The 20,780-nt window shown below is 74.6% G+C and carries 17 protein-coding genes; 11 read left to right on the top strand and 6 right to left on the bottom strand.

What is annotated here, in order from left to right; translation table 11 throughout:
* Together FRAQA3DRAFT_RS17480 and FRAQA3DRAFT_RS17475 are read right to left on the bottom strand one after the other, a co-directional pair.
* Positions 1-1,862: DUF2142 domain-containing protein (locus FRAQA3DRAFT_RS17480; RefSeq protein ID WP_009740373.1), on the bottom strand; the 1,862-nt coding region annotated here is incomplete at its 3' end.
* Positions 1,863-2,159: 297 nt separating this feature from the next.
* On the bottom strand, positions 2,160-2,834 hold the full coding sequence (locus FRAQA3DRAFT_RS17475; RefSeq protein ID WP_232291643.1) for a DapH/DapD/GlmU-related protein: 675 nt from the start codon (positions 2,832-2,834) through the stop codon (positions 2,160-2,162).
* Positions 2,835-3,198: 364 nt separating this feature from the next.
* On the opposite strand from FRAQA3DRAFT_RS17475, the gene FRAQA3DRAFT_RS17470 reads away from it, so the two are divergent.
* The 10 genes from FRAQA3DRAFT_RS17470 to dnaN all read left to right on the top strand — a co-directional run bounded on the left by FRAQA3DRAFT_RS17470 (position 3,199) and on the right by dnaN (position 15,618).
* On the top strand, positions 3,199-4,182 hold the full coding sequence (locus FRAQA3DRAFT_RS17470) for a glycosyltransferase family 2 protein (RefSeq protein WP_009740371.1): 984 nt from the start codon (positions 3,199-3,201) through the stop codon (positions 4,180-4,182).
* A gap of 2 nt (positions 4,183-4,184) precedes the next feature.
* The gene (locus FRAQA3DRAFT_RS17465; protein WP_009740370.1) at positions 4,185-5,369 is read left to right on the top strand and encodes a glycosyltransferase family 4 protein; all 1,185 of its coding nucleotides are present in this window, start codon (positions 4,185-4,187) and stop codon (positions 5,367-5,369) included.
* A gap of 183 nt (positions 5,370-5,552) precedes the next feature.
* The gene (locus FRAQA3DRAFT_RS17460; protein WP_009740369.1) at positions 5,553-6,266 is read left to right on the top strand and encodes a class I SAM-dependent methyltransferase; all 714 of its coding nucleotides are present in this window, start codon (positions 5,553-5,555) and stop codon (positions 6,264-6,266) included.
* A gap of 4 nt (positions 6,267-6,270) precedes the next feature.
* The gene (locus FRAQA3DRAFT_RS17455) at positions 6,271-6,543 is read left to right on the top strand and encodes a hypothetical protein (protein WP_009740368.1); all 273 of its coding nucleotides are present in this window, start codon (positions 6,271-6,273) and stop codon (positions 6,541-6,543) included.
* A gap of 165 nt (positions 6,544-6,708) precedes the next feature.
* Positions 6,709-8,049 (top strand): glycosyltransferase family 1 protein, encoded by a 1,341-nt coding sequence (locus tag FRAQA3DRAFT_RS17450; protein WP_009740367.1) that lies wholly within the window; start codon positions 6,709-6,711, stop codon positions 8,047-8,049.
* Between the two features lie 82 nt (positions 8,050-8,131).
* Complete coding sequence (locus FRAQA3DRAFT_RS17445) at positions 8,132-9,262, top strand: glycosyltransferase family 1 protein (RefSeq protein WP_009740366.1); 1,131 nt, start codon at positions 8,132-8,134, stop codon at positions 9,260-9,262.
* Positions 9,263-9,529: 267 nt separating this feature from the next.
* Entirely contained in the window at positions 9,530-10,450 is a 921-nt protein-coding gene (locus FRAQA3DRAFT_RS17440) for a glycosyltransferase family 2 protein (protein WP_009740365.1), read from the top strand.
* 138 nt (positions 10,451-10,588) lie between these two features.
* Entirely contained in the window at positions 10,589-11,662 is a 1,074-nt protein-coding gene (locus FRAQA3DRAFT_RS17435) for a sugar phosphate nucleotidyltransferase (protein ID WP_035921084.1), read from the top strand.
* Positions 11,663-11,729: 67 nt separating this feature from the next.
* Positions 11,730-14,372, top strand: coding sequence for a sensor histidine kinase (locus tag FRAQA3DRAFT_RS17430; RefSeq protein ID WP_009740363.1), 2,643 nt, complete (start codon positions 11,730-11,732; stop codon positions 14,370-14,372).
* Positions 14,373-14,412: 40 nt separating this feature from the next.
* Positions 14,413-15,618 carry a DNA polymerase III subunit beta gene (gene dnaN, locus FRAQA3DRAFT_RS17425; protein WP_035921082.1) on the top strand — a complete coding sequence of 402 codons (1,206 nt, stop codon included), beginning with the start codon at positions 14,413-14,415 and terminating at the stop codon, positions 15,616-15,618.
* 79 nt (positions 15,619-15,697) lie between these two features.
* Here dnaN and FRAQA3DRAFT_RS17420 read toward each other — a convergent pair whose 3' ends face one another.
* The 4 genes from FRAQA3DRAFT_RS17420 to FRAQA3DRAFT_RS17405 form a co-directional block, all read right to left on the bottom strand.
* Positions 15,698-16,510, bottom strand: a complete 813-nt coding sequence (locus FRAQA3DRAFT_RS17420; RefSeq protein ID WP_009740361.1) for a DUF3105 domain-containing protein — start codon at positions 16,508-16,510, stop codon at positions 15,698-15,700.
* A 292-nt stretch (positions 16,511-16,802) separates the two neighbouring features.
* The gene (locus FRAQA3DRAFT_RS17415) at positions 16,803-18,116 is read right to left on the bottom strand and encodes a coenzyme F420-0:L-glutamate ligase (protein ID WP_232291642.1); all 1,314 of its coding nucleotides are present in this window, start codon (positions 18,114-18,116) and stop codon (positions 16,803-16,805) included.
* 64 nt (positions 18,117-18,180) lie between these two features.
* The gene (gene cofD, locus FRAQA3DRAFT_RS17410) at positions 18,181-19,167 is read right to left on the bottom strand and encodes a 2-phospho-L-lactate transferase (protein WP_009740359.1); all 987 of its coding nucleotides are present in this window, start codon (positions 19,165-19,167) and stop codon (positions 18,181-18,183) included.
* Positions 19,168-19,261: 94 nt separating this feature from the next.
* Positions 19,262-19,870 (bottom strand): TetR/AcrR family transcriptional regulator, encoded by a 609-nt coding sequence (locus FRAQA3DRAFT_RS17405; RefSeq protein ID WP_035921081.1) that lies wholly within the window; start codon positions 19,868-19,870, stop codon positions 19,262-19,264.
* A gap of 369 nt (positions 19,871-20,239) precedes the next feature.
* On the opposite strand from FRAQA3DRAFT_RS17405, the gene FRAQA3DRAFT_RS17400 reads away from it, so the two are divergent.
* Positions 20,240-20,536 (top strand): hypothetical protein, encoded by a 297-nt coding sequence (locus FRAQA3DRAFT_RS17400; protein WP_009740357.1) that lies wholly within the window; start codon positions 20,240-20,242, stop codon positions 20,534-20,536.
* Positions 20,537-20,780 lie beyond the last annotated feature (244 nt).

The raw sequence follows: 20,780 nt of genomic DNA, 5'->3' as shown, positions 1-20,780 counted from the left end.
CGGCCGGACCGGGACGGCCGGGTGTCGCGCTCGCCGATGACGAGCACCCACAGGCAGCCGGCCAGGGTCGCCACCGCGAGCGCGCACACCGCGACGGCGATGAAGACCAGCGTCCCCTCCGACCACGGCGCCCAGGCCGCCATGTCGTCCCACGCGTCGCCGAGGTCGCCGCCCTTCGGCTGCCAGAAGTGCGGGAACACCATGCTGATCGCCCAGACCTGCAGGGTGACCGCGCCCGCGAGGAACAACAGCGGCATGACGCGGGACAGGTATCGGCCGGTGGCCGCCGCTCCCAGACCGATCCCGATCGCCAACGCCACGAGCCCGGCGTACAGGTATCGGCCGGAGATGCCGCTGACGTGGAAGTGCTTGTCGAAGTTCTTGGCGGACTGCAGCGTCATCAGCCCGAACAGGCCCCACGTGACCCACAGCAGGAGCAGCAGGTCGACTCGGATGCGCCAGTTCCGGGCCCGGATCAGCGCGAGCGCGAAGAAGAAGATGACCAGTGCCGTGCCGGTGCGGACCGGGATGGTCGTGAGGTTGACCTCGAACCAGCCGAACGATCCCCACCAGCGCAGGATGGTTCCGTTGATCAGGAGCTCGGTGTAGGCGCCCCAGTCGTCGCCGAGGTACTGGCCCAGCGGGAAGCCGGGCGTCTCCGGCTGGAAGGCCCCCCAGCGCACGACGTTGACGATCCACCACCAGCCGCCCAGGGCGATCATGAGCGCGCCGCCGAGCAGGATCTGCCGCCAGGGCGGCCGCTGCGCGGTGGCGGAGGGCCCGGCAGGTCCAGCGTCGGCGAGCCGGAATGGTCGGAGATCGGCCCGACCGCCGCCGCCACCCGCCGCGCCGCCGCCGGCCCCGGTGCCGGGCGGGGGCGCGGCGGCCGTGTCCGCCGCGGGCGCGGCTCCCCGCAGCGCCCGGGCGTCGCGCCGGGCGCGGGACCAGGCCAGCACGTAGGCCAGCGCGGCCATCGGGACGAGCACGATCGCCAGCGATTTCGTCATCAGGGCGAGGCCGAGGAAGCCCCCCGTCCAGGCCGCCGTGCGCAGCGAGGTGTCCCCGCGCAGCACGTAGACGATCCCTACGGTCGCCAGCCCCGCGGTCAGGATCAGCAGGTTGTCGTTGTTGACACTGGAACCGATGTGGGACAGCTCGGGGATGGCCAGCGGGACCAGCGCCGCGCAGGTCCCCGCCACCCGGCTTCCGTCGGACAGCCGGTGCGCCCCCGCCCAGGCCAGCAGTGGCAGCGGGGCCACCATCACCACGCTGACCAGGCGCAGGATGCCGATGATCTCATCCCAGCGCAGGTCGTCGGCGTCGCCCGGGATCGCCTTGAGGATCACTGCGTTGACCCAGTAGTACAGCGGCGGGTGCTGGACGATCTGCTGGATGCCGCCCCTGGGCGCCGGCGTCCGCTCCAGTTCCTCCCAGCTGGGCCGCTCGTCGCGGGGCGTCGCCTGCGCGGCGGTGAACGGCCCGGCGGACAGGTCACGAGGCCGCTTCTCGGAGCCGTAAGGCGCCGCAATGATCGCGCCGACTCCGCCGCGAGTCACGATCACGTGCCCCGGATGCGGCCAGCCCTTGCCCTCCACCAGACGCATCACGGCGTCGACGTGGTTGGGCTCGTCAGGCGCGTGGTACTGCGGCATCATCACCGACCAGCCGGCCAGCACCGCCGTGAACAGCAGGGTGATCGCCCAGACGGTGGGAGGGGCGGTGCGCAGGATGCGCCACGGTCGAAAGCGGGTCCCGTCGGGGATCACGACCGGGGCGGGCGTGGTGGCGGCGCGGGCCGCTGCGGTCGAATCCACGGAGTCACCCAAGCTCTGCACGGTCCCATCGGACGGAGGTGCTGTCATGCTACGGACACCCCTGTTCGGTTGACTGTCCGGGTATCTGCACGTCGGCCCTGGTCGCGGACAGTGGCGAGATGCTTCCCGGCCTGCGGCAGGTCACCGTCCGCAGTGTTCCCCCGAGCCCCGCGTCGCAGTCCGGCGGTTTCCGAGGTAGGCCCGAGCCGGGCCGCACGCCTCAGCGCAGGAACCCGCGCCTCGGCCCGGGAAGCCCGCGCCTCGGCGCCGGGAAGTCCGTGCCCTATCCCGGGAGTCCGTGCCTCGGCGCCGGGAGTCCGTGCCTCAGAGCCAGGAGTCCGTGCCTCAGCGCCAGGAGTCGATGTGGCCGACGACCTTCGCCGGCGATCCGGCGACGACGGCCTTCGGCGGGACGTCCCGGGTGACCACGGAACCCGCGGCCACCACGGCGCTTTCGCCCACGGTGACGCCCTTGAGGACGATCGCGCCGGTGCCGATCCAGGCCCGGTCCTCCAGCACGATCGGTCCGCTCACCGGCTGCTCGACGCCGTCGACGACCATGGGATGGAAGTCGTTGTCGAGCAGCTGGGTGTTCCACGAGACGTTGCAGTAGGCCCCGATGGAGATCCGTTCCCGGACGAGGATCTTGGCGAACCCGTTGATGTTCGCGCCGGGGCCCAGCTCCAGCACGCCGGAGTCGACGACGACCCGCACGCCCCGCTGCAGCGAGACGACCCCCTCGCAGCGCAGCCGGCCCTCCGGGTGCACCCGGATGATCGAGGTGTCGCGCTTCGTCGACAGGCCGAACCCGCCGAGGCCGACCCGCAGCGCCGCCCCCTCGGCGAACTCGATGCGCTCCCGGCCCTCGATGACGGTCGGCGACCCGATCCAGATCGGCTGCTTGTGGGCGAGCGGGTAGCGCAGGCCCGCCACGAACGAACGGGCCGAGGTCTCCCGGGCGACCCGCAGCGCCCGCACGTGCCGCACGTATTCACGTAGATCACTTCTGAACGCAGCCACGGTCCAAACAGTAAGCGCCGGTGTGGGACGGCGGATGGCCGGCACCGTCCCCGGCCGTCCCGTCCGCCCGCGGCGCCCTGACCAGGCCCTGCGCACCGGTCGGTACCCGGGCGCGCAGGTCGGTCGGCAGTCGACCCGATCGCTCTCAGGCCCGGCCCGGCCCGGACCGGTCGTCGGACCGGTCGTCGGACCATGGGACGGGACGTGCCACTCTAGAACGGCGCGCCCGTATGGACGGACCGCGCATCACCGCCACGGGCCGGCGATCGGAGTGGGGACGACGTCGGGCCGCGCCATGCACCGGCGGGAAGTGCCGCCTCGCAGCGGCGATCAGCCGGGAACGACGACCGGGAGCCACACCGACGTGAGTGTCAGCGCCATCCACAAGCCCGACCATCCGGAGGGCAGCACCCCGACGCAGCCCGCGGCCGGCGACGACCTCGTCGCGCTCGGGCCCGACGTCCCCTACGTCACCATCGTCCTGCCCTGTTACAACGAGCAGGATCACGTGGTGCGCGAACTGGAGCGCATCACGGCCGCGATGGACGCCAGCGGGTACGCCTACGAGATCCTGGCGATCGACGACAAGTCGACCGACAACACCCTCGCCGTCCTGCGCGACGCGGCCCCCCGCTTCCCCCGGATGCGGATCATGCCGTTCCGCCGCAACGGCGGCTCGGGCACGGCCCGGCGCATCGGCACCCAGGAGGCCCGGGGAAAGATCGTCGTCTGGACCGACGCCGACATGACCTACCCGAACGAGCGCATCCCCGAGTTCGTCCGCTACCTGGACGACAACCTCGACGTCGACCAGGTCGTCGGGGCCCGGCTCACCGAGGAGGGGACCCACAAGTGGGCCCGGGTGCCGGCGAAGTGGCTCATCCGGATGATCGCGCAGCGGCTGTCCGGGATGAAGATCCCCGACCTGAACTCCGGCCTGCGCGCCTTCCGCCGCGAGGTCTCCCTGCCCTACCTGCGGCTGCTCCCGCCCGGCTTCAGCTGCGTCACCACGATCACGATGTCGTTCCTGTCCAACCAGCACCCGGTCGACTACATCCCGATCGATTACGCGAAGCGCGCCGGGACGTCGAAGTTCCACCCCTTCCGCGACGCGCGGCGCTACATCCTGCAGGTGCTGCGGATGGTCATGTACTTCGACCCGCTCAAGGTGCTCATGCCGATCGCCCTGTGGATCATGGGGCTGGGTGGCGTCAAGCTGATCGTGGACCTGGTCCGCTACGACTTCCACGTGGCGACGTCGACCCTGCTCGCGATCCTCGTCGGCTTCCAGATCGCCGTGCTCGCCCTGATCGGTGACCTGGTCGCCCGTTCCCGCAGCAACACCTGACCATGCGCGTCGCGGTCATCGGCCCGACCCACCCCTACAAGGGCGGGATCGCCCAGCACACGACCGAGCTCGCACACCGGCTGGCCGCTCGGGGGCACCAGGTCGCGATCGAGTCCTGGTCGGACCAGTACCCCGCGCGGCTCTACCCCGGTGTGCAGCGTGTCGCCGAGCCGGAGATGGAGCCGTTCGGGCAGACCCGCTACCCGCTGTCCTGGCGGCGGCCCGACGGCTGGGTCCGGCTCGGCCGGCGGCTGCGGCGCGAGGCCGACGCGGTCGTGCTGGTCGTCGTCACCCCGATCCAGGCGCCGGCCTACCTGGCCATCCTCGCCGCCCTGCGCGGCGGGACCGGGCGCCGGCGCGGGCGCGGTCCGCGGGTGCTCGCGCTGTGCCACAACGTCCTGCCGCACGAGCGGCGCGCGGTGGACGAGCCGCTGGTCCGGGCGGTGTTGCGCCGGGTGTCCGCGGTGCTCGTGCACACCCCGGCGCAGGCCGAACTCGCCGCCACGCTCACCCCGGCGCCGGTGGTGGTGGCCGAGATGGCCCCGCACCTGTGGTCCTCGCCGACCCGGCGCCGCCCGGAAGCGATCGAGGCCGGCACCGGGGCCGGCACCCGGACTCGCGCCGAGCCCACGGCGGGTGGCGGGCCGCGGCGCAGCCTGCTGTTCTTCGGGCTGGTCCGGCCCTACAAGGGGCTTGACGTGCTGCTGCGGGCGCTGGCCCGCGGCCCGGCGGACGTCCGGCTCACCGTCGCGGGGGAGTTCTGGGGCGACGCCGCGCAGACCACCCACCTCATCGCCGAACTCGGCCTGACCGACCGGGTCGACGTGCGGGCCGGCTACGTCGACGCCGCCGAGGTGCCCGGCCTGTTCTCGGCCGCCGACGCCCTGGTGCTGCCGTACCGGGCGGGAACGGCGTCGCAGAACGTCGATCTCGCGCACCTGCACGGCCTGCCGGTGATCGCGACGACGGTGGGCACCCTGGCCACCGCGGTCCGCGACGGCGTCGACGGCCTGCTGGTCGGGCCGGACGACGTCGACGCGCTCGCCGCGGCCCTGCGCCGCCTCTACGAACCAGGAGTGCTGGCCGACCTGCGGGCGAAGGTCTCCCCGCCCGACCCACAGGCGGCCTGGGGGAACTACCTCGACGCGGCGCTCGGCGCGCTCGGCGGCGAACACCGCGGCGGATGAGGCGTTCCCGCGGGTCCGGCCGGCGACCCGGCCCGGTCCGGCCGTGGTCCGGCCCGCCTCCCGGCTCGTCGCGTCGCGTCCGGAGACGATCACCTGAGGTATATCTGACGGGTCCAGGCGCGAACGGTGCCCACATGGCGGGCAGACTGTCCGTCAACAACGGCCGGAACGGAAGGCGGACTGGTGAGCCCCGTACGTGACGACGCCCTCGCCTTCGTGGGTCACCAGGTCCACGTGATGCGCCGCCGCGAGGTCGGCACCCTGCTGGAGTGGGCGGGGGAGCTGTCGGGGCGCACGCTGCTCGACGTGGCCGGCGGCGACGGCTACTGGGCCGGGCAGGCCGCCCGCCGCGGGGCCCGCGCAGTCTGCCTCGACCTGGCGCGGCACAAGCTGGAGTTCGGCCGGCGCCTGCGCGGCCACCCGGGACTCGTCGAGGGCGACGCGCTGGCGCTGCCCTTCGCGGCGACCACTTTCGACGTCGTCATGTCGGTGTGCGCGATCGAGCACTTCGACGACGGGCCGGCCGCGCTCGCCGAGATGGCCCGGGTGCTGCGCCCCGGCGGCGATCTGGTGATGTCCGCGGACGCGCTGACCCGGGCGACCACCTGGCCGGACCTGTTCGACCGCCACCGCGAGCGTTACCACGTCAAGCACACCTATCCGGGCGAGCATCTCGCGAAGCTGCTCGACGATGCCGGGCTGGACGTCGTTCGGCAGACGTACATGTTCCGCAGCGAACGCGCCGAACGGCTGTACCTGACGTTGTCCGCGAAGGGTGGCCGGGCCGGCTGGAATGCGGCGGCGGTACTCTCCCCGGCCGTCGCGCTGGCCGACCGGCGAGCCCCCGACACGGCTGGCAGCGTGGTGCTCACCCACGCCCGCAAGCGGGGGAGCTGAGTCGATGGCCCGGCGTTCCAGGCCCGGCGAAGGGCCGCGCCGCACCCCGCCGCGCACCCCACCCCAGCCCCGCACGGGTCCGCCTCCGCCGCCGAGCTCCCGGCGCAACCAGCGGATGGTCGCCGCCCTGCTCACGGTGCTGTTGTTCGGTCTGATCGTCTTCGGGGCGGCCGCCGCGGCCGAGGCCGTGGACGGCGAACGCTGGTGGGGCTACCTCATCGGCGGGCTGTTCTGCGTGATCATGGTCGCCGCCGCCCTGCGTGGCCGCCAGCGCTGAGCCGGGGTACCCGGCTCGGGGGTACCCGCCACCTGTCAGCTGAGCTGCGACTACCCGACCTGGTGACGCCCCGGCGCCCGCCGGGCCCTCTGAGCTCGGCACCTGGGTGGGGCTCGACGGGCCCCCGAACCGGGGACGCCGAGGGGCAGGGGCAGACTGTCACCCGTGCGTGTGGGCTTCCTGGTCGAGCAGCTGCTCGCGCCGGTTCCGGGTGGGACCGGCCGCTATTCCGCCGAGCTCGCGACCGCCCTCGCCCGCCGTGCCGCGCCGGGGGACGGGGTGGTCGGCTGGTGCGCCGCGCGGCGCACCGTCGACGCCGCGGGGCTGCCGGGCGTGCTCGGCCCGCTGCGCCTCGGCCTGCCCCGCCGGGCGTTGGCCACGGCCTGGTCGCGCGGCGTCGGCCCCGCGCCGACCGGGGTGGATGTCATCCACGCGCCGACTCTGCTGCTCCCGCCCGCGGGCGGGACCGGTGGCCGGGTGACCGGCTCCGTGGTCGAGGCCCTGCGCGGCTCCGACCGGTCCGGCTCCGACCGGTCCGGCTCCGACCGGTCCGGCGGCCGGCCGGCGGGCGGCCCGGTGCGGCCGCCGCTGGCCGCGTGGGCTGCGCACAGCGTCGCCCCGGCGCTCGGCGACGCCCTCGACCGACGCCGGCCCCGGCCGAAACTGGTCGTGACGATCCACGACGCGGTGCCCTGGACGCATCCCGAGACGCTGACCCCGCACGGTGCCCGCTGGCACCGGCTGATGGGCGAGCGCGCCGCCCGGCACGCCGACGCGGTGATCGTCCCCACCCTCGCCGTCGCCGCCGAGGTGGCCCGGCATCTGCCGATCCCCGCCGAGCGGCTGCACGCCATCGGCGAGGGGGTGGCCGAGGCCGTCGTCCGCGTGCCGGCCGACGCCGACGCCCGCGCGGCCCGCCTGGGCCTGCCGCCGCCGGGCGGCTACCTGCTCACCCTCGCCACCCTGGAGCCGCGTAAGGGGCTGGACACCGCGCTGGCCGCGCTGCGCCGGCCGGACGATCCGGGCCTGCCGCTGGTGCACGTCGGCGCGGCCGGCTGGGGCGGGCTCGACGTGCGCACCGAGGCGGCGCGGCACGGTCTGGACGGCGCCCGGGTCCGCACTCTTGGGCGGATCAGTGACGAGGATCTCGCGGTCGTGCTCTCCCGCGCCGGGGTGCTGCTGGCGCCGAGCCGGTCGGAGGGTTTCGGCCTGCCCGTGGTGGAGGCGATGGCGCACGGGGTGCCGGTTGTGGTCTCCGACGCCCCGGCGCTGGTCGAGGTCGCGGGGGACGCCGCGCTGGTGGTCGGCGTCGGCGACGCCGCCGCGCTGTCCGCCGCGGTGGCCCGGATCGTTGGCGATCCGGGCCTGCGCGGGCGGCTGTCGGACGCCGGACGCACGCGCGCGCAGGCATTTACCTGGAATGCGGCGGCGGAGGCGACGTGGGCGCTCTACCGTCGAGTCGGCGGCTCCCCTGCCGTGTCTGTCGCCGCTGACGGGCGGGCGTAGTGTTGCCCCCGTTGAGTAGCAAGCGGTCACCGTGAAGCAAGCGGCCACCCCTGCCAGGGTGGCGCGTCAGGGAAGGAGCGCCGTGGGACCCCGGGTGCTCGTCGACGCGACTTCGGTCCCGGCCGACCGTGGTGGCGTAGGGCGTTATGTCGACGGGCTGGTCGCGGCGCTGGGCGCGGCCGGTGCGGACATGGCGCTGGTCTGCCAACGGTCGGACGAGGAACGCTACAGCCGGATGGCTCCACATGCCACCGTTCTGTCCGGGCCGGCGGCCATCGCCCACCGGCCCGCTCGGCTGGCGTGGGAGCAGACCGGGCTGCCACTGGTCGCGGAGCAGGTGAATGCCGATGTCATCCATTCACCGCACTACACGATGCCGCTACGGGCGCAGCAGCCCGTATGCGTGACCATTCATGACGTCACCTTCTTCACCGAGCCGGACATGCACACGGCGGTGAAGGGGACGTTCTTCCGCTCGGCGATGCGCACCGCGGTGCGCCGCGCCGCCCGGATCATCGTCCCGTCGAAGGCGACCCGTGACGAGCTCGTTCGCGTGCTCGACGGGGAGTCGACGACCACCGACGTCGCTTACCACGGCGTCGACACGTCGACGTTCCACCCGCCGACCGAGGAGGACAAACTGCGGGTGCGCCGCCGCCTCGGCCTGGGCGACGCGCGCTACGTGGCCTTCCTCGGGATGCTGGAGCCGCGCAAGAACGTCCCGAACCTGATCCGCGGCTGGGCCGAGGCGGTGCACTGGCGGGACGAGCCGCCGGCCCTCGTGCTGGCCGGCGGCTCGGGCTGGGACGACGACGTCGACGCCGCGGTCGCCTCGGTGCCCAGCCATCTGCGGGTGATTCGGCCCGGTTACCTGCGCTTCTCCGACCTGCCGGGGTACCTGGGCGGGTCGTCGCTGGTGGCCTACCCCTCGCACGGCGAGGGCTTCGGGCTGCCGGTGCTGGAGGCGATGGCCTGCGGCGCGCCGGTGCTGACCACCCCGCGGCTGTCGTTGCCGGAGGTCGGCGGGGACGCCGTCGCCTATACCCAGCCGGACGCGGACTCCATCGCCCGCGAGATGGGCGCCCTGCTCGACGACGCCGAGCGGCGCAGCCAGCTCGGGCAGGCGGGCCTCGCCCGGGCCAGGGAGTTCACCTGGGCGGCGAGTGCCGAGGCCCACCTGGCGAGCTACGCGCGGGCCGTCGCCGAGCGCTGAGCGCCCGACAGGCGGGCCAGCTCCAGCGCACCGACTAGCCGACCCACGGCGGTCGGTGTGCGTGAGCCTGCCCGCTGATACCGCCTGCCGTGATCCCCTCGGCGCGGGCGGCCGGCCCCGGGGCGAGGACCGCCGCAAAGGGCGCGCTACGGTCTCCTCGGCACGGATGCCGCTCGCCGTCACCACGGTGGCGCGGGCCGTGCCGGTCGGACGGATGGCGGGCGGGCCGGCGAGGCGGGCGGGCCGGTGAGACGGGCGGGCGAGGATATGGATGTGGAGCCGGAGATTCGGGTCGTCGTCGTGACCTTCCGGTCCGGGGAGATCATCGGACCCTTCCTCGACTCCCTGGCCAAGGCGACGACCCGTGCGTACGAGGTCGTCGTCGTCGACAACTCCCCGAAGCTCGACGCGGGCACCCGCGCGGCGGGGGAGCGCCCCGAGGCGCGGCTGCTGCGCCCGGGCCGCAACCTCGGTTACGGCAGTGCCGTCAACCGGGGTGCCGCCGGCGCCGCCGCGCCCTGGCTGGTGATCTCCAACGCCGACATCTCGTTCAACCCGGGCGCGCTGGACGAGCTGATCGCCGCGGCGCAGCGCTGGCCCGGCGGGGGCGCCTTCGGCCCCGGGATCACCAACCCGGACGGTGCCCTCTACCCGTCGGCCCGCGATCTGCCGTCGTTGGGGCGGGGGATCGGCCATGCGCTGTTCGGCTGGTGCTGGCCGACGAACCCGTGGACCGCCTCCTACCGGCGGGAGCGGGGCGCCCCGCGGGAGATGACCGCCGGCTGGCTGTCCGGTTCCTGCCAGCTGCTGCGCCGTGAGGCATTCGAGGCGGTCGGCGGCTTCGACGAGTCCTACTTCATGTTCATGGAGGACGTCGACCTGGGCCGGCGGATCGGGGCGGCGTCCTGGCAGTCGGTGTACGTGCCTACCGCGGTCGTCGAGCATCTCGGCGGGCACTCGACGAAGCGGTCGTCCCGGCGGATGGTGGTGGCCCACCACCGCAGCATGTTCCGCTACCTGTCCCGGCAGTACCCGGGGCCGGCGCGCGCCCCCCTGCGGCTGCTGCTCGGCGTCGGCCTCGGCGCCCGGCTGCTGCTCGCCCTCGCCTTCGCCAAGGACAGCGCCGGGGCCAGGGCGACCCGGCCCGCGGAGCTGCTCACCGCCCGTGGGACCACCCCCGGTGGCTGAGCCCCGGCGGCGGTCGAGCGCGTGGGGTGACCGCTCGGTAAACAGAAAGTATCTGCCTCATGGCGGCACGTTCGGGTAGTGGTCCCGCTGCCCATCCGTCTCCAAGGGCTACCCCATGCCCTGCGACACTGACTCTCCATGGACGCAGTGATGCTTGTCGGCGGTCAGGGGACCCGTCTACGACCACTCACGATGTCGGCCCCCAAGCCGATGTTGCCGGTCGCAGGGGTGCCGGTCACCGCGCACATGCTGGCCCGGGCGCGCGACGCCGGGATCGACCGAGTGGTGCTCGCCACCTCCTACCGGGCGGAGGTCTTCGAGGAGTACTTCGGGGACGGGTCCGCCCACGGCCTCGAGCTGGAGTACGTGACCGAGACGGAGCCGCTGGGCACGGGCGGCGCCATCCGCAACGTCGTGGGGCGGCTGCGCGCCGGCCCGGACGACCCGGTTGTGATCTTCAACGGTGACATCCTGTCCGGCCTGGACATCCAGGCGCTGATCCGCCGGCACACCGTGGCGGACGCGGCGGTCACCCTGCACCTGACCGAGGTGTCCGATCCGCGGGCCTTCGGCGTGGTGCCGGTGGACGCGGACGGTCGCGTCACCGAGTTCCTGGAGAAGACGCCCGATCCACCCACCAACCTGATCAACGCCGGCTGCTACGTGTTCCGCCGTTCGGTGATCGACACCATCGCCGTGGGTCGGCCGGTCTCGGTCGAGCGGGAGACCTTCCCCGGTCTGCTGGCCGCCGGCACGCCGGTGATGGGCTACCCGGACAGCACCTACTGGCTCGACCTCGGCACGCCGGCGGCGTTCGTCCAGGGCAGCCGCGACCTGGTGACCGGCCGGATGGTCTCCTCGGCGCTGCCCGGACCGGTCGGGGACTGCCTGGTCCTGGCCGGCGCAGCCGTGGCCGCCGACGCCAAGATCGGCGGCGGCGCCACCGTGGGAGCGCGCGCCCAGGTCGGCGCGGGCGCCGCGGTCGACGGCGCCGTGCTCTTCGATGGGGCGGTCGTAGCGGCCGGCGCCACCGTGCGGGACAGCGTGATCGGTCGCGATGCCGTGATCGGCCCCGGCGTCGTGCTCGACGGCGTGGTCGTCGGCGACGGCGCCGTCATCGAGCGGGGCAACGAGCTGCGGGCCGGGGCACGGGTGTTCCCCGGCGCGGTCCTCACCGCCGGCGCGGTGCGTTTCAGCTCCGACCGCACCTGACCTGGGCGATCCCGACCCACCATTGCGGCCGATCGTCGGATGTGCCCTGATCCGACGGGCCAGACTGATGTCCGTGCCGGTCAGCGCCTCGCTCAGCGCATCCGACGCGCTCACCGCCGTCGTCGTGCGTACCTTCGCCGCGCTGCGGGTGCTGGGCCTGATCACCACGGCGCTGTACCTGGCGGTCTGGTGGTCCTGGTACGGCCGGCATCCGGTGGGTCTCGCCGCCGCGCTCCTGATGCAGGCGTGGGGGCTCGGCTACGTGGCGCTGACCCTGCGCCGCGGGCTCGGCACCGGGCTCGTCCTCGCCAACGTCGGCGTCGGCGTGGCCGGGGCGCTCGCCGCCGGCGCCGTCGTGCCCGCGGTGTCCGTAGGCGGTGCGGGGACCTGGGTCTACCTCGGCTGCGCCCATGCCGCCCTGGTCGCGGGCGCGATGACCAGCCGGCGAGTGTTCGCCGGCGCGCTGGTCACCCTGTGCGCCGCCCTGGCCGGCGGGGTGGGCGTGGCCGGCCGGCTCGCCGCGGCCGTGCCCACCGGCACGGGCTGGACGGCGTCCGCCGCGGCGCGCGCGGCGTCGGACCCCGGTGGGTCGCACCGCCGGGTCGCCGTCGCCATCCTGCTCGTCGCCTTCCTGTCCCTGCTCGTCCGGTTCGGGGTGGGGCGGCTGCGGGCGACCGCGGGCGGGGCCGACGACCGGCTGCGGGCGGCGGCGAACCATCAGCGGGCCGAGACGATCGCCGCGGCCCGTGCCCGCGCGGAGCGGGAGCGTGAACGCGTCCTGCACGACACGGTGCTCAACACGCTCGCCGGCATCGCCTGGGGCGGTGGCGACGACGTGCGGCTCGCCCGGACCCAGGCCGAGGAGGCCATCACCGCGGTCCGGGGTCTGCTCGCTGGCCCAGCCGGCGGGGGCACGCGCAGCCTCGACGCTCGACTCGACGCCGTCGCCGACGCCGCCCGGCTGCGCGGGCTGCGGGTGCGGCTTGGCCGGACCGGCACCGTCGGCATGCCCGGTTCGCCCCTCCCGGGCACCGGGAACGGGCAGGACCTGCCCCCCGAGGTGGCTGCCGCGCTGGCCGCCGCGACCGCCGAGCTGCTGTCCAACGTCCGCCGGCACGCCGGCACCGGCCAGGCGTGGGTGACGGTGCACCACACGCCGACGGCGGTCGGGGTGATGGTGCGCGACGAGGGGCGGGGTTTCGACCCGGCCGCCGTCCCTGCCGACCGGCTCGGGCTGAGCCGCTCGGTCCAGGCCCGGCTCGCGGAGGTCGGCGGCCGCGTCCGGCTGGCCGCCGCCCCCGGCCGCGGCACCCGTGTGCTGCTGACCTGGGCGCGGATCGCGCCCGCCGAGCCGGACGCCGCAGGCGAGCCGCCCGGATCGTCCCGGTCGGCCGCCGCCCGCCGGGCCGTGTTCGCCCGGCTGCCCCGTGCGTTGCCCGTCCGGAGGCCAACCCGCGCCCGCGAGCCGGGACCGGGCCAGCCGTCCGCCGAGGAGCTGCGCCGCGCCTACACGGCGAGCCTGCGCCGCGCGGTGGCGACGGCCGCCGTGATCTGGTACCCGTTCACCGGGCCGGTGCTGATCGTGCTGCCCGGCGGGCTGCGCACGTCCCCGGCCGCCATCGGGCTGTGGTTCCTGCTCGGCGCCGCGGTCGTCGTGGTGACCCGGCGGGTGCGCCGCCGCCCGGCCACCCGGGTCGAGGCCCTCGGCCTGGTGGCGTGCGGGCTCGCGGTGACGGTCGCCACCGCCGCGCTGGTCGGCACCGCGGATCCGGGGGCGAGCCGGGTCGCGGCCTGGCCGGTGTTGGTGCTGCCGCTGCTGCTCATGCAGGTCACGGTGTCCCGGCCGCCGGTCGAGTGGATCGCCGCCCTGGGCTGCGCGGCCGTCACGCTCGCCGGCGTCGCGGCATTCGGCGCCGCGGCGGGGCCGTTGCCGTTCGCCCAGCTCCTGTCGGTGCTCAACGCCATGGTCGCGTTGCAGATCATGGCGGCGATGGGTGGTCCGGTGCTGCGCCGCTCCGCGGACGCGGCGGCCTGGGCCATCGGGCAGGAGGCCCACCTCGCGGCCGGGCGGGAGGCCGAGGTCCGGATCCGGATGGATCGGGCCCGGGCGCTCGGCATGATCGAGCGTGCGGTGCTGCCGCTGCTCGCGGCGGTGCGCGACGGCCTGCTCGACCCGCGTGACCCGGCGGTGCGCCAGCGGTGCCGACGGTTCGCCGCGATGATCCGCCGCACCCTCGTCGCCAGTCACGCGGCCGCTCTCGGCGACCTCGCACCGGCGCTGTTCGACGCGGAGTCGCACGGCGTGCGCATCGACGCCCAGGTCTCCGGGGATCTGCGGGCAGCCCCGGCGCCCGTGCGCGCCCGGCTCGAGGTGCTGCTGCCGCGGGTGCTACGGGCGATCCCGGGCCGCCGGGCGCTGCTCACCCTGATCTGCGACGCCACCGGAGGCAGCCTCACCCTCACCGCGGCGGGCTCCGCGATCCCGCCGGACTGGGCGCGCGCGATCACCGTCCCGGGCGTCCCGGGCGTCCCGGGCGGCGCGGGCGGCGCGCCCCAGCCGGGCGCTACGGCCGTGACGGTCAGCGCCGACGGCGACGATGGTCGGCTGTCCCTGCAGATGAGCTGGACGGTGGCCGCCCCGGGCGCCACCGACCGGACGGCAGGCGTCCCGCGCGGCGCCGGCCGGGCGAAGGCGAACACCGATCGGTGAATGCAACGATTTCCGGCCGAGGGCGGGGACAATCGGCCCCATGAGGTTCAGCGTGGAACGCGACGTGTTCGCCGACGCGACCGGCTGGGCCGCCCGGCATCTCCCGAGCCGGCCGGGTCTGACCCCGAACGTGCTGACGGGCCTGCTGCTCGAGGCGGCGGCGCCGGCGGCCGGCCCGCAGCCGGGCGCCGGCCTGCTGGTCTGCGCCTTCGACACCGAGGTGGCCGTGCGGGCGCCGGTGGCGGCGGCGGTCGAGGAGCCGGGCCGGGCCCTGGTGCCCGGCCGGCTGCTGGCGGACATCGTGCACAGTTTGCCGGCGACGACGGTCGAGGTCGCCATCGACGGCGACCGGCTGGTGCTGCGCTGCGGCAGCGTGCGCTTCACCGTCCCGCTGATGGACCCCGCCGACTATCCCGAGCTGCCGCGCTTTCCCGCCCCCATCGGCGAGGTGGACACCCTCGGGTTCGCCGCGGCGGTCGGCCAGGTCGCCCCGGCGGCCGGGCGGGACGAGACGGTGCCGGTGCTGACCACGGTCCGGCTGGAGATCTCCGGGCGGGGCCTGATCCTCGCGGCCACCGACCGCTACCGGCTGGCGGTGCGCGGCATCCCCTGGCAGCCGACCGTCGATGATCCGTGGGCCCTGGCGCACGTGCCGGCCAAGGTGCTCGCCGAGATGGCCCGCACGCCCACCTCGGCCTCCCGGATCGTGATCGGGCTCGACCTCGCCGATCCGGCGGGCGCCCGGCTGGGCCTGGCCGCAGCCGGCCGGCAGACCATCGTGCGGCTCATCGACGGCACGTTCCCCAACTACCGCAAGCTCCTGCCCGAGACGGCGGCGTACACGGTCACCGCGCAGACCGCCGTGCTCGCCGCCGCGGTCCGCCGGGTGGCCGTGGTCGCCACCCGGACCGCGCCGCTGCGCTTCACCTTCACCCAGGACCAGGTCGTCGCGGAGGCGGGGGACGGCGGCGGGGCCCAGGCCAGCGAGACGATCCCCGTCGAGTACTCCGGGCCCGAGCTGTCCGTGCTGTTCAACCCCTCATACCTGCTGGACGGGCTCGGCGCCGTGGAGGACGACGAGGCGACCATCGGGTTCGTGGCCGCCGACCCGGCCGAGGCCACCGCCCGCCCGGCCGTGCTCACCGGCAAGGACAGCGGCGGGGTGCGCGAACCCGGTGGGCCTCCCGTCGACGAGGGCGCCTTCCGCTACCTCCTGATGCCGATCCGCACCGGCTCCGCAGCCTGAGCCCTTCCGTCGCCCGACCCTTCCGCCAGGGTGCGGGCGTCGGTCAGGGTGCGGGCGTCGGTCAGGGTGCGGGCGTCGGTCAGGGTGCGGGCGTCGGGCTGGTGGGGGACAGCGACATGGTGCCCGCGCCCGGCGTGGGCGTGGCGGCGGACGCGCCGCCCTGGGCCGTCAGCGGGCCGTCGGCCGACACGTCGAGGGTGCCGCCCTGCGCGTTCGTCTCGGGCGCGGTCGGCGAGTCCCAGGTGGCCCCGGCCGGATCCGGGTTGGCGTACTTGTCGACGAAGTCGGTGATGACGTCCTCGGAGACGGTGGTGCACCGCTGGGTGCGGTCCCAGGCGGTCAGCACGAAGTGCTTGCCGTCCGGGAACGCGGACCGGGTCCAGGGGACGCCGATGAACCGCGGACCGGCGTTGGCGGCCAGCGACCGCAGCTTCTCGACCTGGGCGGCCGGCAGGCTCTTGTCGTACCACCCGACGACGAAGCCGTGTTCGAGGCTGTGGACGGCGCGTTCGACCGAGATGCCTGACGCCGGGTTGTAGAACGGGATGCCGTCGGGCAGCGGGTCGGGGTTGTGGCTGCCCGAGGACGGCGGCGAGGCCTTGTAGTTCACCGTCGTGCCGACGTGTGCGGAGCCCTGGGAGGCGTCGTTCACGGTGCCGGTGCAGCCGGCCGCGGCCGCGGCCGCGGACGCCGCCGTCACGTAGCCGACCTTGCGAGTCTTGTTCTTCGAGTGGGTGTCGGCGACGCTGTAGATGATGATCCCGACCAGGAGCAGCACCACGACGAACCCGGACGTGCCGTAGATGAGCAGCGCGCGACGACGTTCCTTGCGCTTCTGCTCGCGGCGCAACTGTTCGAGCCTGACGTTGCGCTCGGCGCTCTTCTTACCCACGAAGACTGATCCTACGAAGTGTCGAACCACTTCTCACCGGCAGGATGTGTTCGACCCGCCGGACGACACTCGGACCGCCCGGTTTCGGCGCCCTGCGTCACCTCCATACCCCCACGTTCCGCCCGGTAGTCGGGCGTAGCGGACGCCCGGTCTGGTTTCGTCGCCCGTCCCGGCTTCCTTGCCCTTCCGCAGGGCTACGCGCCCGCTTCGTCCCTGTGGCAAGGCAAGGCAGGGCCCAAGCCACCCCCAGCGGTGAAGATCGCCGTGCGGGCTGATCGGCGGTACGCGGAGATCAGCGGCGCAGGAGGAACGCCCCCGGATCGCGCGGGGCGCGCGGGGGGGCCGGCGCGGCGGCGTGCCCCACACCCACCGCGCCCATGGGTACCCAGCCGGCCGGCAGGTCGAGCACCGTGCCGACCACCTCGGCGCAGAACAGCGTCGAGGAGACCCAGCAGGAGCCGAGCCCCTCGGTAGCCAGCGCGACCAGCAGGTTCTGCACCCCGGCGCCGACGGCGACGGTGAACATCCGCTCCTCGGCCGCGGCGCGGCGGGCGTCGGGGTAGGGATGCGCCCCGTCCAGCACCATGATCGGCACGATGAGCAGCGGGGCCCGTCGCAGCACGTCCCCGCGCTGCAGCCGCCGACCGACCGCGGCCTCGTCGAACCCGTCGCGGCGCAGGTCCTCGGCCCAGGCGGCGGCCATCGCGTCGAGCAGCTCGGCGCGTCGCTCGGTGACCAGCACGAAGCGCCACGGGGTGGTGTGGTGCGGGGCCGGGGCGGTCAGCGCCGCCGCGACCGCCCGTTCGACCGCGACCGGGTCGACCGGGTCGGCGGTGAACTCGCGCACGGTGCGCCGCTCGCTCAGCGCCGACCGCCGCGCCTCCAGTGAGCCGAGGCGGAACATGTCCTCACCACTCGGCCGCAGCAGCGAACGCGCCCCCGTCCCGTCGTCGGGGAGCCGGCCGTAGCCGCGCACGACCGCCACCGGGGTGGCGCCGAGCTTGCCCTTGACCAGGTCGGCCGCGGCCGCCAACTCGTCGGCCTCGGCGACCTCGGTCATGCCCAGCTCGTTGCCGTAGCCGTCGATGTCGCCGATGTGGCTGCGCAGCGCGGCCATGCCGGCGACGCCGATCGCCATGTCGGTCAGGCCGCGCCGCCACGGCCGCCCGGCGGTGTCGGTGATCACGACCGCCACGTCCACTCCGAGCCGCGCGGCAACGCCGGCCCGCAGCCGGGCGGCGCTGGCGTCCGGATCCACCGGGAGCAGGGCGAGGGAGTCCTTGGCGATGTTCGACGCGTCGACGCCGGCGCTCGCCAGGACGAAGCCGTGATGCGTCTCGACGATCCGGGTCGGCCCGCGGCGGGCCACCTCGCGGACGGACTCGCCGTCGATCGCGGCCTGCCGGGCGGCCTCGCGATCGCCGGTGACGGTGATCAGCTGCCCCTCGGCCTTGGAGACGATCTTCGAGGTGACGACGAGGACGTCGCCGTCGGCGAGCGGCTGGCCGGTCGTGGCCGCGGCCACCGCGTCGGCGAGATCGTCACCCGGCCGGATCTCCCCGATCCCGGTCAGCCCGAACACCGTCAGCGCCCCGCTCGGCGGCACGCCCGTGGATCCCGTGGTCGGTTCGCTTCTCGTGGTCGGTTCGCTTCTCGTGGTCGGCTTCCGCTCAGACACCGGCGACCTCCAGGGCCGCCCGGACGATGGCCACCGTCGCCTCCAGGTCGGTCATCAGCAGGGGCCGGGCGAGCACGGTGGCGCCGGGCACCGCCGCGCCGGCGTCGACCGTGTCGACCAGCCAGCCGTCGAGCAGCCCCGCCTGCGACCCCCCGCCGGCCGCCGCGGGCGGCACCGCCGCGCGCCCGCGACCCCCGTAGTGCACCCCTACGGCCTGCGCGGACGTCTCCACGCCGATGGCGGTCAGGCAGGCGTCGGCCATCCCGCGCACCGCTGTCCCCCCGATGATCGGCGAGACCCCGACCACCGGCGCCGCGGTCTCCCGCACGGCCTCGCGGATTCCCGGCACGGCGAGGATCGTGCCGATCGAGACGACCGGGTTCGACGGCGGGAGCAGCACGACGTCCGCCTCGCCGATGGCGTCGAGCACCCCCGGCGCCGGCTTCGCCGTCTCGGCCCGCAGCGGCACGATTGCCTGCGCCGGCACGGCAGCGCGCAGCCGCAGCCACCATTCCTGGAAGTGCACGGCGCGCTGGCCGTCGTCGTCGGTGATGACCACGTGCGTCTCCACCCGGTCGTCCGTCATCGGTAGCAGCCGCACCCCCGGCTGCCAGCGTTCACACAGCGCCCGCACGACGTCCGACAGGGGATAGCCGGCGTCGAGCATCTCGGTGCGCACCAGATGGGTGGCGAGGTCCCGGTCGCCGAGCCCGAACCAGGCGGGCCCGACCCCATAGGCGGCAAGCTCCTCGGCCACGACGAACGACTCGTCCTCGCGGCCCCACCCGCGTTCGGCGGAGATCCCGCCGCCGAGGGTGTACATCACCGTGTCGAGGTCGGGGCAGATGCGCAGGCCATGCAGGGTGATGTCGTCGCCGGTGTTGCCGATCACCGTCACGTCGGCGTCGGGCAGCGCCGCGAGCACGCCACGCAGGAAGCGGGCGCCGCCGATCCCGCCGGCCAGGGCTGTCACTCTCACATCGAGCGATCCTGGCACCGACGCCCGGCGGATGGCTCACCGGCTGCTCCCGTGGCCCACCCGCCGGGGCGGGTTTCCGGCCGGTCGGGGAGCGTCAGCCGAGCCGGGGGCGGGCGAACAGCGGGGCAACCCAGCCGTTGAACTCCGGCCGGGCGGGCGGCGAGGCATCCCGGCAGAACGAGGCCAGCAGGAAGTGCACGAGATGGCTGGTCGGCCGGCTGGGCGCCGGGTTGGCCAGGCCACCCTCGATCGTGGCGACGACCGCGTCCGCCGCCAACGCCCGGTCGGCCTCGGGCACGTAGTCGTGCACCGCGGCCAGGGCGAGACCGTGCAGCCAGGCATGCAGCCGCTCGTGGTACTCCATCACCGGCTCGGCGTGCGGGGCGCGCTCGGCGACGCAGGGATGCAGCGTGCGCCGGCGTTCCACCGAGTCGAGGGCGAGGAAGAGCTTGTCCGCCGGGTTGCCCGGCAGGCCGGCGATCCGGTCCACCTCGACGTCGAGCAGGCGGTTGAGCACGGCCGCGAACGCGTGGTCCTTCGACCGGAAGTACCAGTAGACGGATCCGGGCTCGATCCCGGCGGAGCGGGCTATCTCCGCGATGGACGTCCCGGCGAAGCCGCGGGCCAGGAACTGTTCCTCGGCGACGGCGAGCAGCGCGTCGATCCGTTCCTCGCGGGGAACCTCCTGGCGGTTGCGTGGCACCTGATCAGCGTAACGACTTTGGCGCTCGGAAAGGAGTAATTCGTTTGGGAGCACACCGTGCTCGGCTGCCATACCCAGGCCGGCCGGTGGCCAAACGTGCGGGCAGGCGTGGTGACCCGAATCACGCCCGGTGGGCCCGGGGTGGCCGGCCCCTGCGCATTCGGGTGCCATCCGAGCAGGTCAGGGACCCGCTGCGGGCGGGCTTCCCGGATAGCCGGGCGGTCGTCCGGGGATGACCGGATCGTCGTCCCGCCGCGTGCGCCAGAGTGCCGGCCGGGATGTGTCGTCCCTCACCCGGTTTCTCTTGATTCCGGTTAGAGAGAGCTGTGAGAGTGAACGTGAGCTCTCCACGTCGCTGGAAGGACCGCCATGTCCGACATCAGGACCACCAAGAGCCTCGAAGCCCTGTCCGCCTCCCTCAATCGCGCGCTCGCGGGAGCGCGCGCCCCCCAGGTCGTCGCCGCCCGCCGGGCGCAGATGCGGCGGTCCGCGGCGATGGCCGCCGAGCCTCCCGCCCACGGCGGGGCCGACCGCCCGCACCGCCGCGCCCAGGCCGAGACCGACGTCCTCGCCGCCCGCAGCCGGACCAACATGCTGATCGGCACGCTCGACCGGTTGCGCCGGCCGGGCACCGGCTGGCGCGCCGCCGGCCGCGCGACTCCCTGACCCGATGGGTGCCCGGGCCGCCGGCGCCCCCCGCTGCCGGCGTCCCGGCGCCCGTCACCCGGATCCGCACCCGACCCGAGCGCCCCGCACCCGACCCGAGCGCCCCGCACCTGACCAGCCCCCCGCACCTGACCAGCCCCGCACCTACCAGCCCGCGACCCGGCCGGGCCGGCGCGTGCGCGGCGACTCCATCCCCGAGATGCCCCAGGTTCCGGCGCCGCTGTGGTGTCGTCGTTTCTGCCGA

The sequence above is a fragment of the Frankia sp. QA3 genome (genome assembly GCF_000262465.1).
In the GTDB taxonomy this organism is placed as follows: Bacteria; Actinomycetota; Actinomycetes; order Frankiales; family Frankiaceae; genus Frankia.
Note: the sequence above shows the minus strand (reverse complement) of the source record. Positions and strands in the feature narration are given on the sequence as shown.

Bases quoted from the DNA above. Each gene is read 5' to 3' on its own strand.
- FRAQA3DRAFT_RS17465 (WP_009740370.1), top strand. From the start codon at position 4,185: ATGCGCGTCGCGGTCATCGGCCCGACCCACCCCTACAAGGGCGGGATC.
- FRAQA3DRAFT_RS17455 (WP_009740368.1), top strand. From the start codon at position 6,271: ATGGCCCGGCGTTCCAGGCCCGGCGAAGGGCCGCGCCGCACCCCGCCG.
- FRAQA3DRAFT_RS17440 (WP_009740365.1), top strand. From the start codon at position 9,530: ATGGATGTGGAGCCGGAGATTCGGGTCGTCGTCGTGACCTTCCGGTCC.
- FRAQA3DRAFT_RS17435 (WP_035921084.1), top strand. From the start codon at position 10,589: ATGGACGCAGTGATGCTTGTCGGCGGTCAGGGGACCCGTCTACGACCA.
- FRAQA3DRAFT_RS17430 (WP_009740363.1), top strand. From the start codon at position 11,730: ATGTCCGTGCCGGTCAGCGCCTCGCTCAGCGCATCCGACGCGCTCACC.
- dnaN (WP_035921082.1), top strand. From the start codon at position 14,413: ATGAGGTTCAGCGTGGAACGCGACGTGTTCGCCGACGCGACCGGCTGG.
- FRAQA3DRAFT_RS17400 (WP_009740357.1), top strand. From the start codon at position 20,240: ATGTCCGACATCAGGACCACCAAGAGCCTCGAAGCCCTGTCCGCCTCC.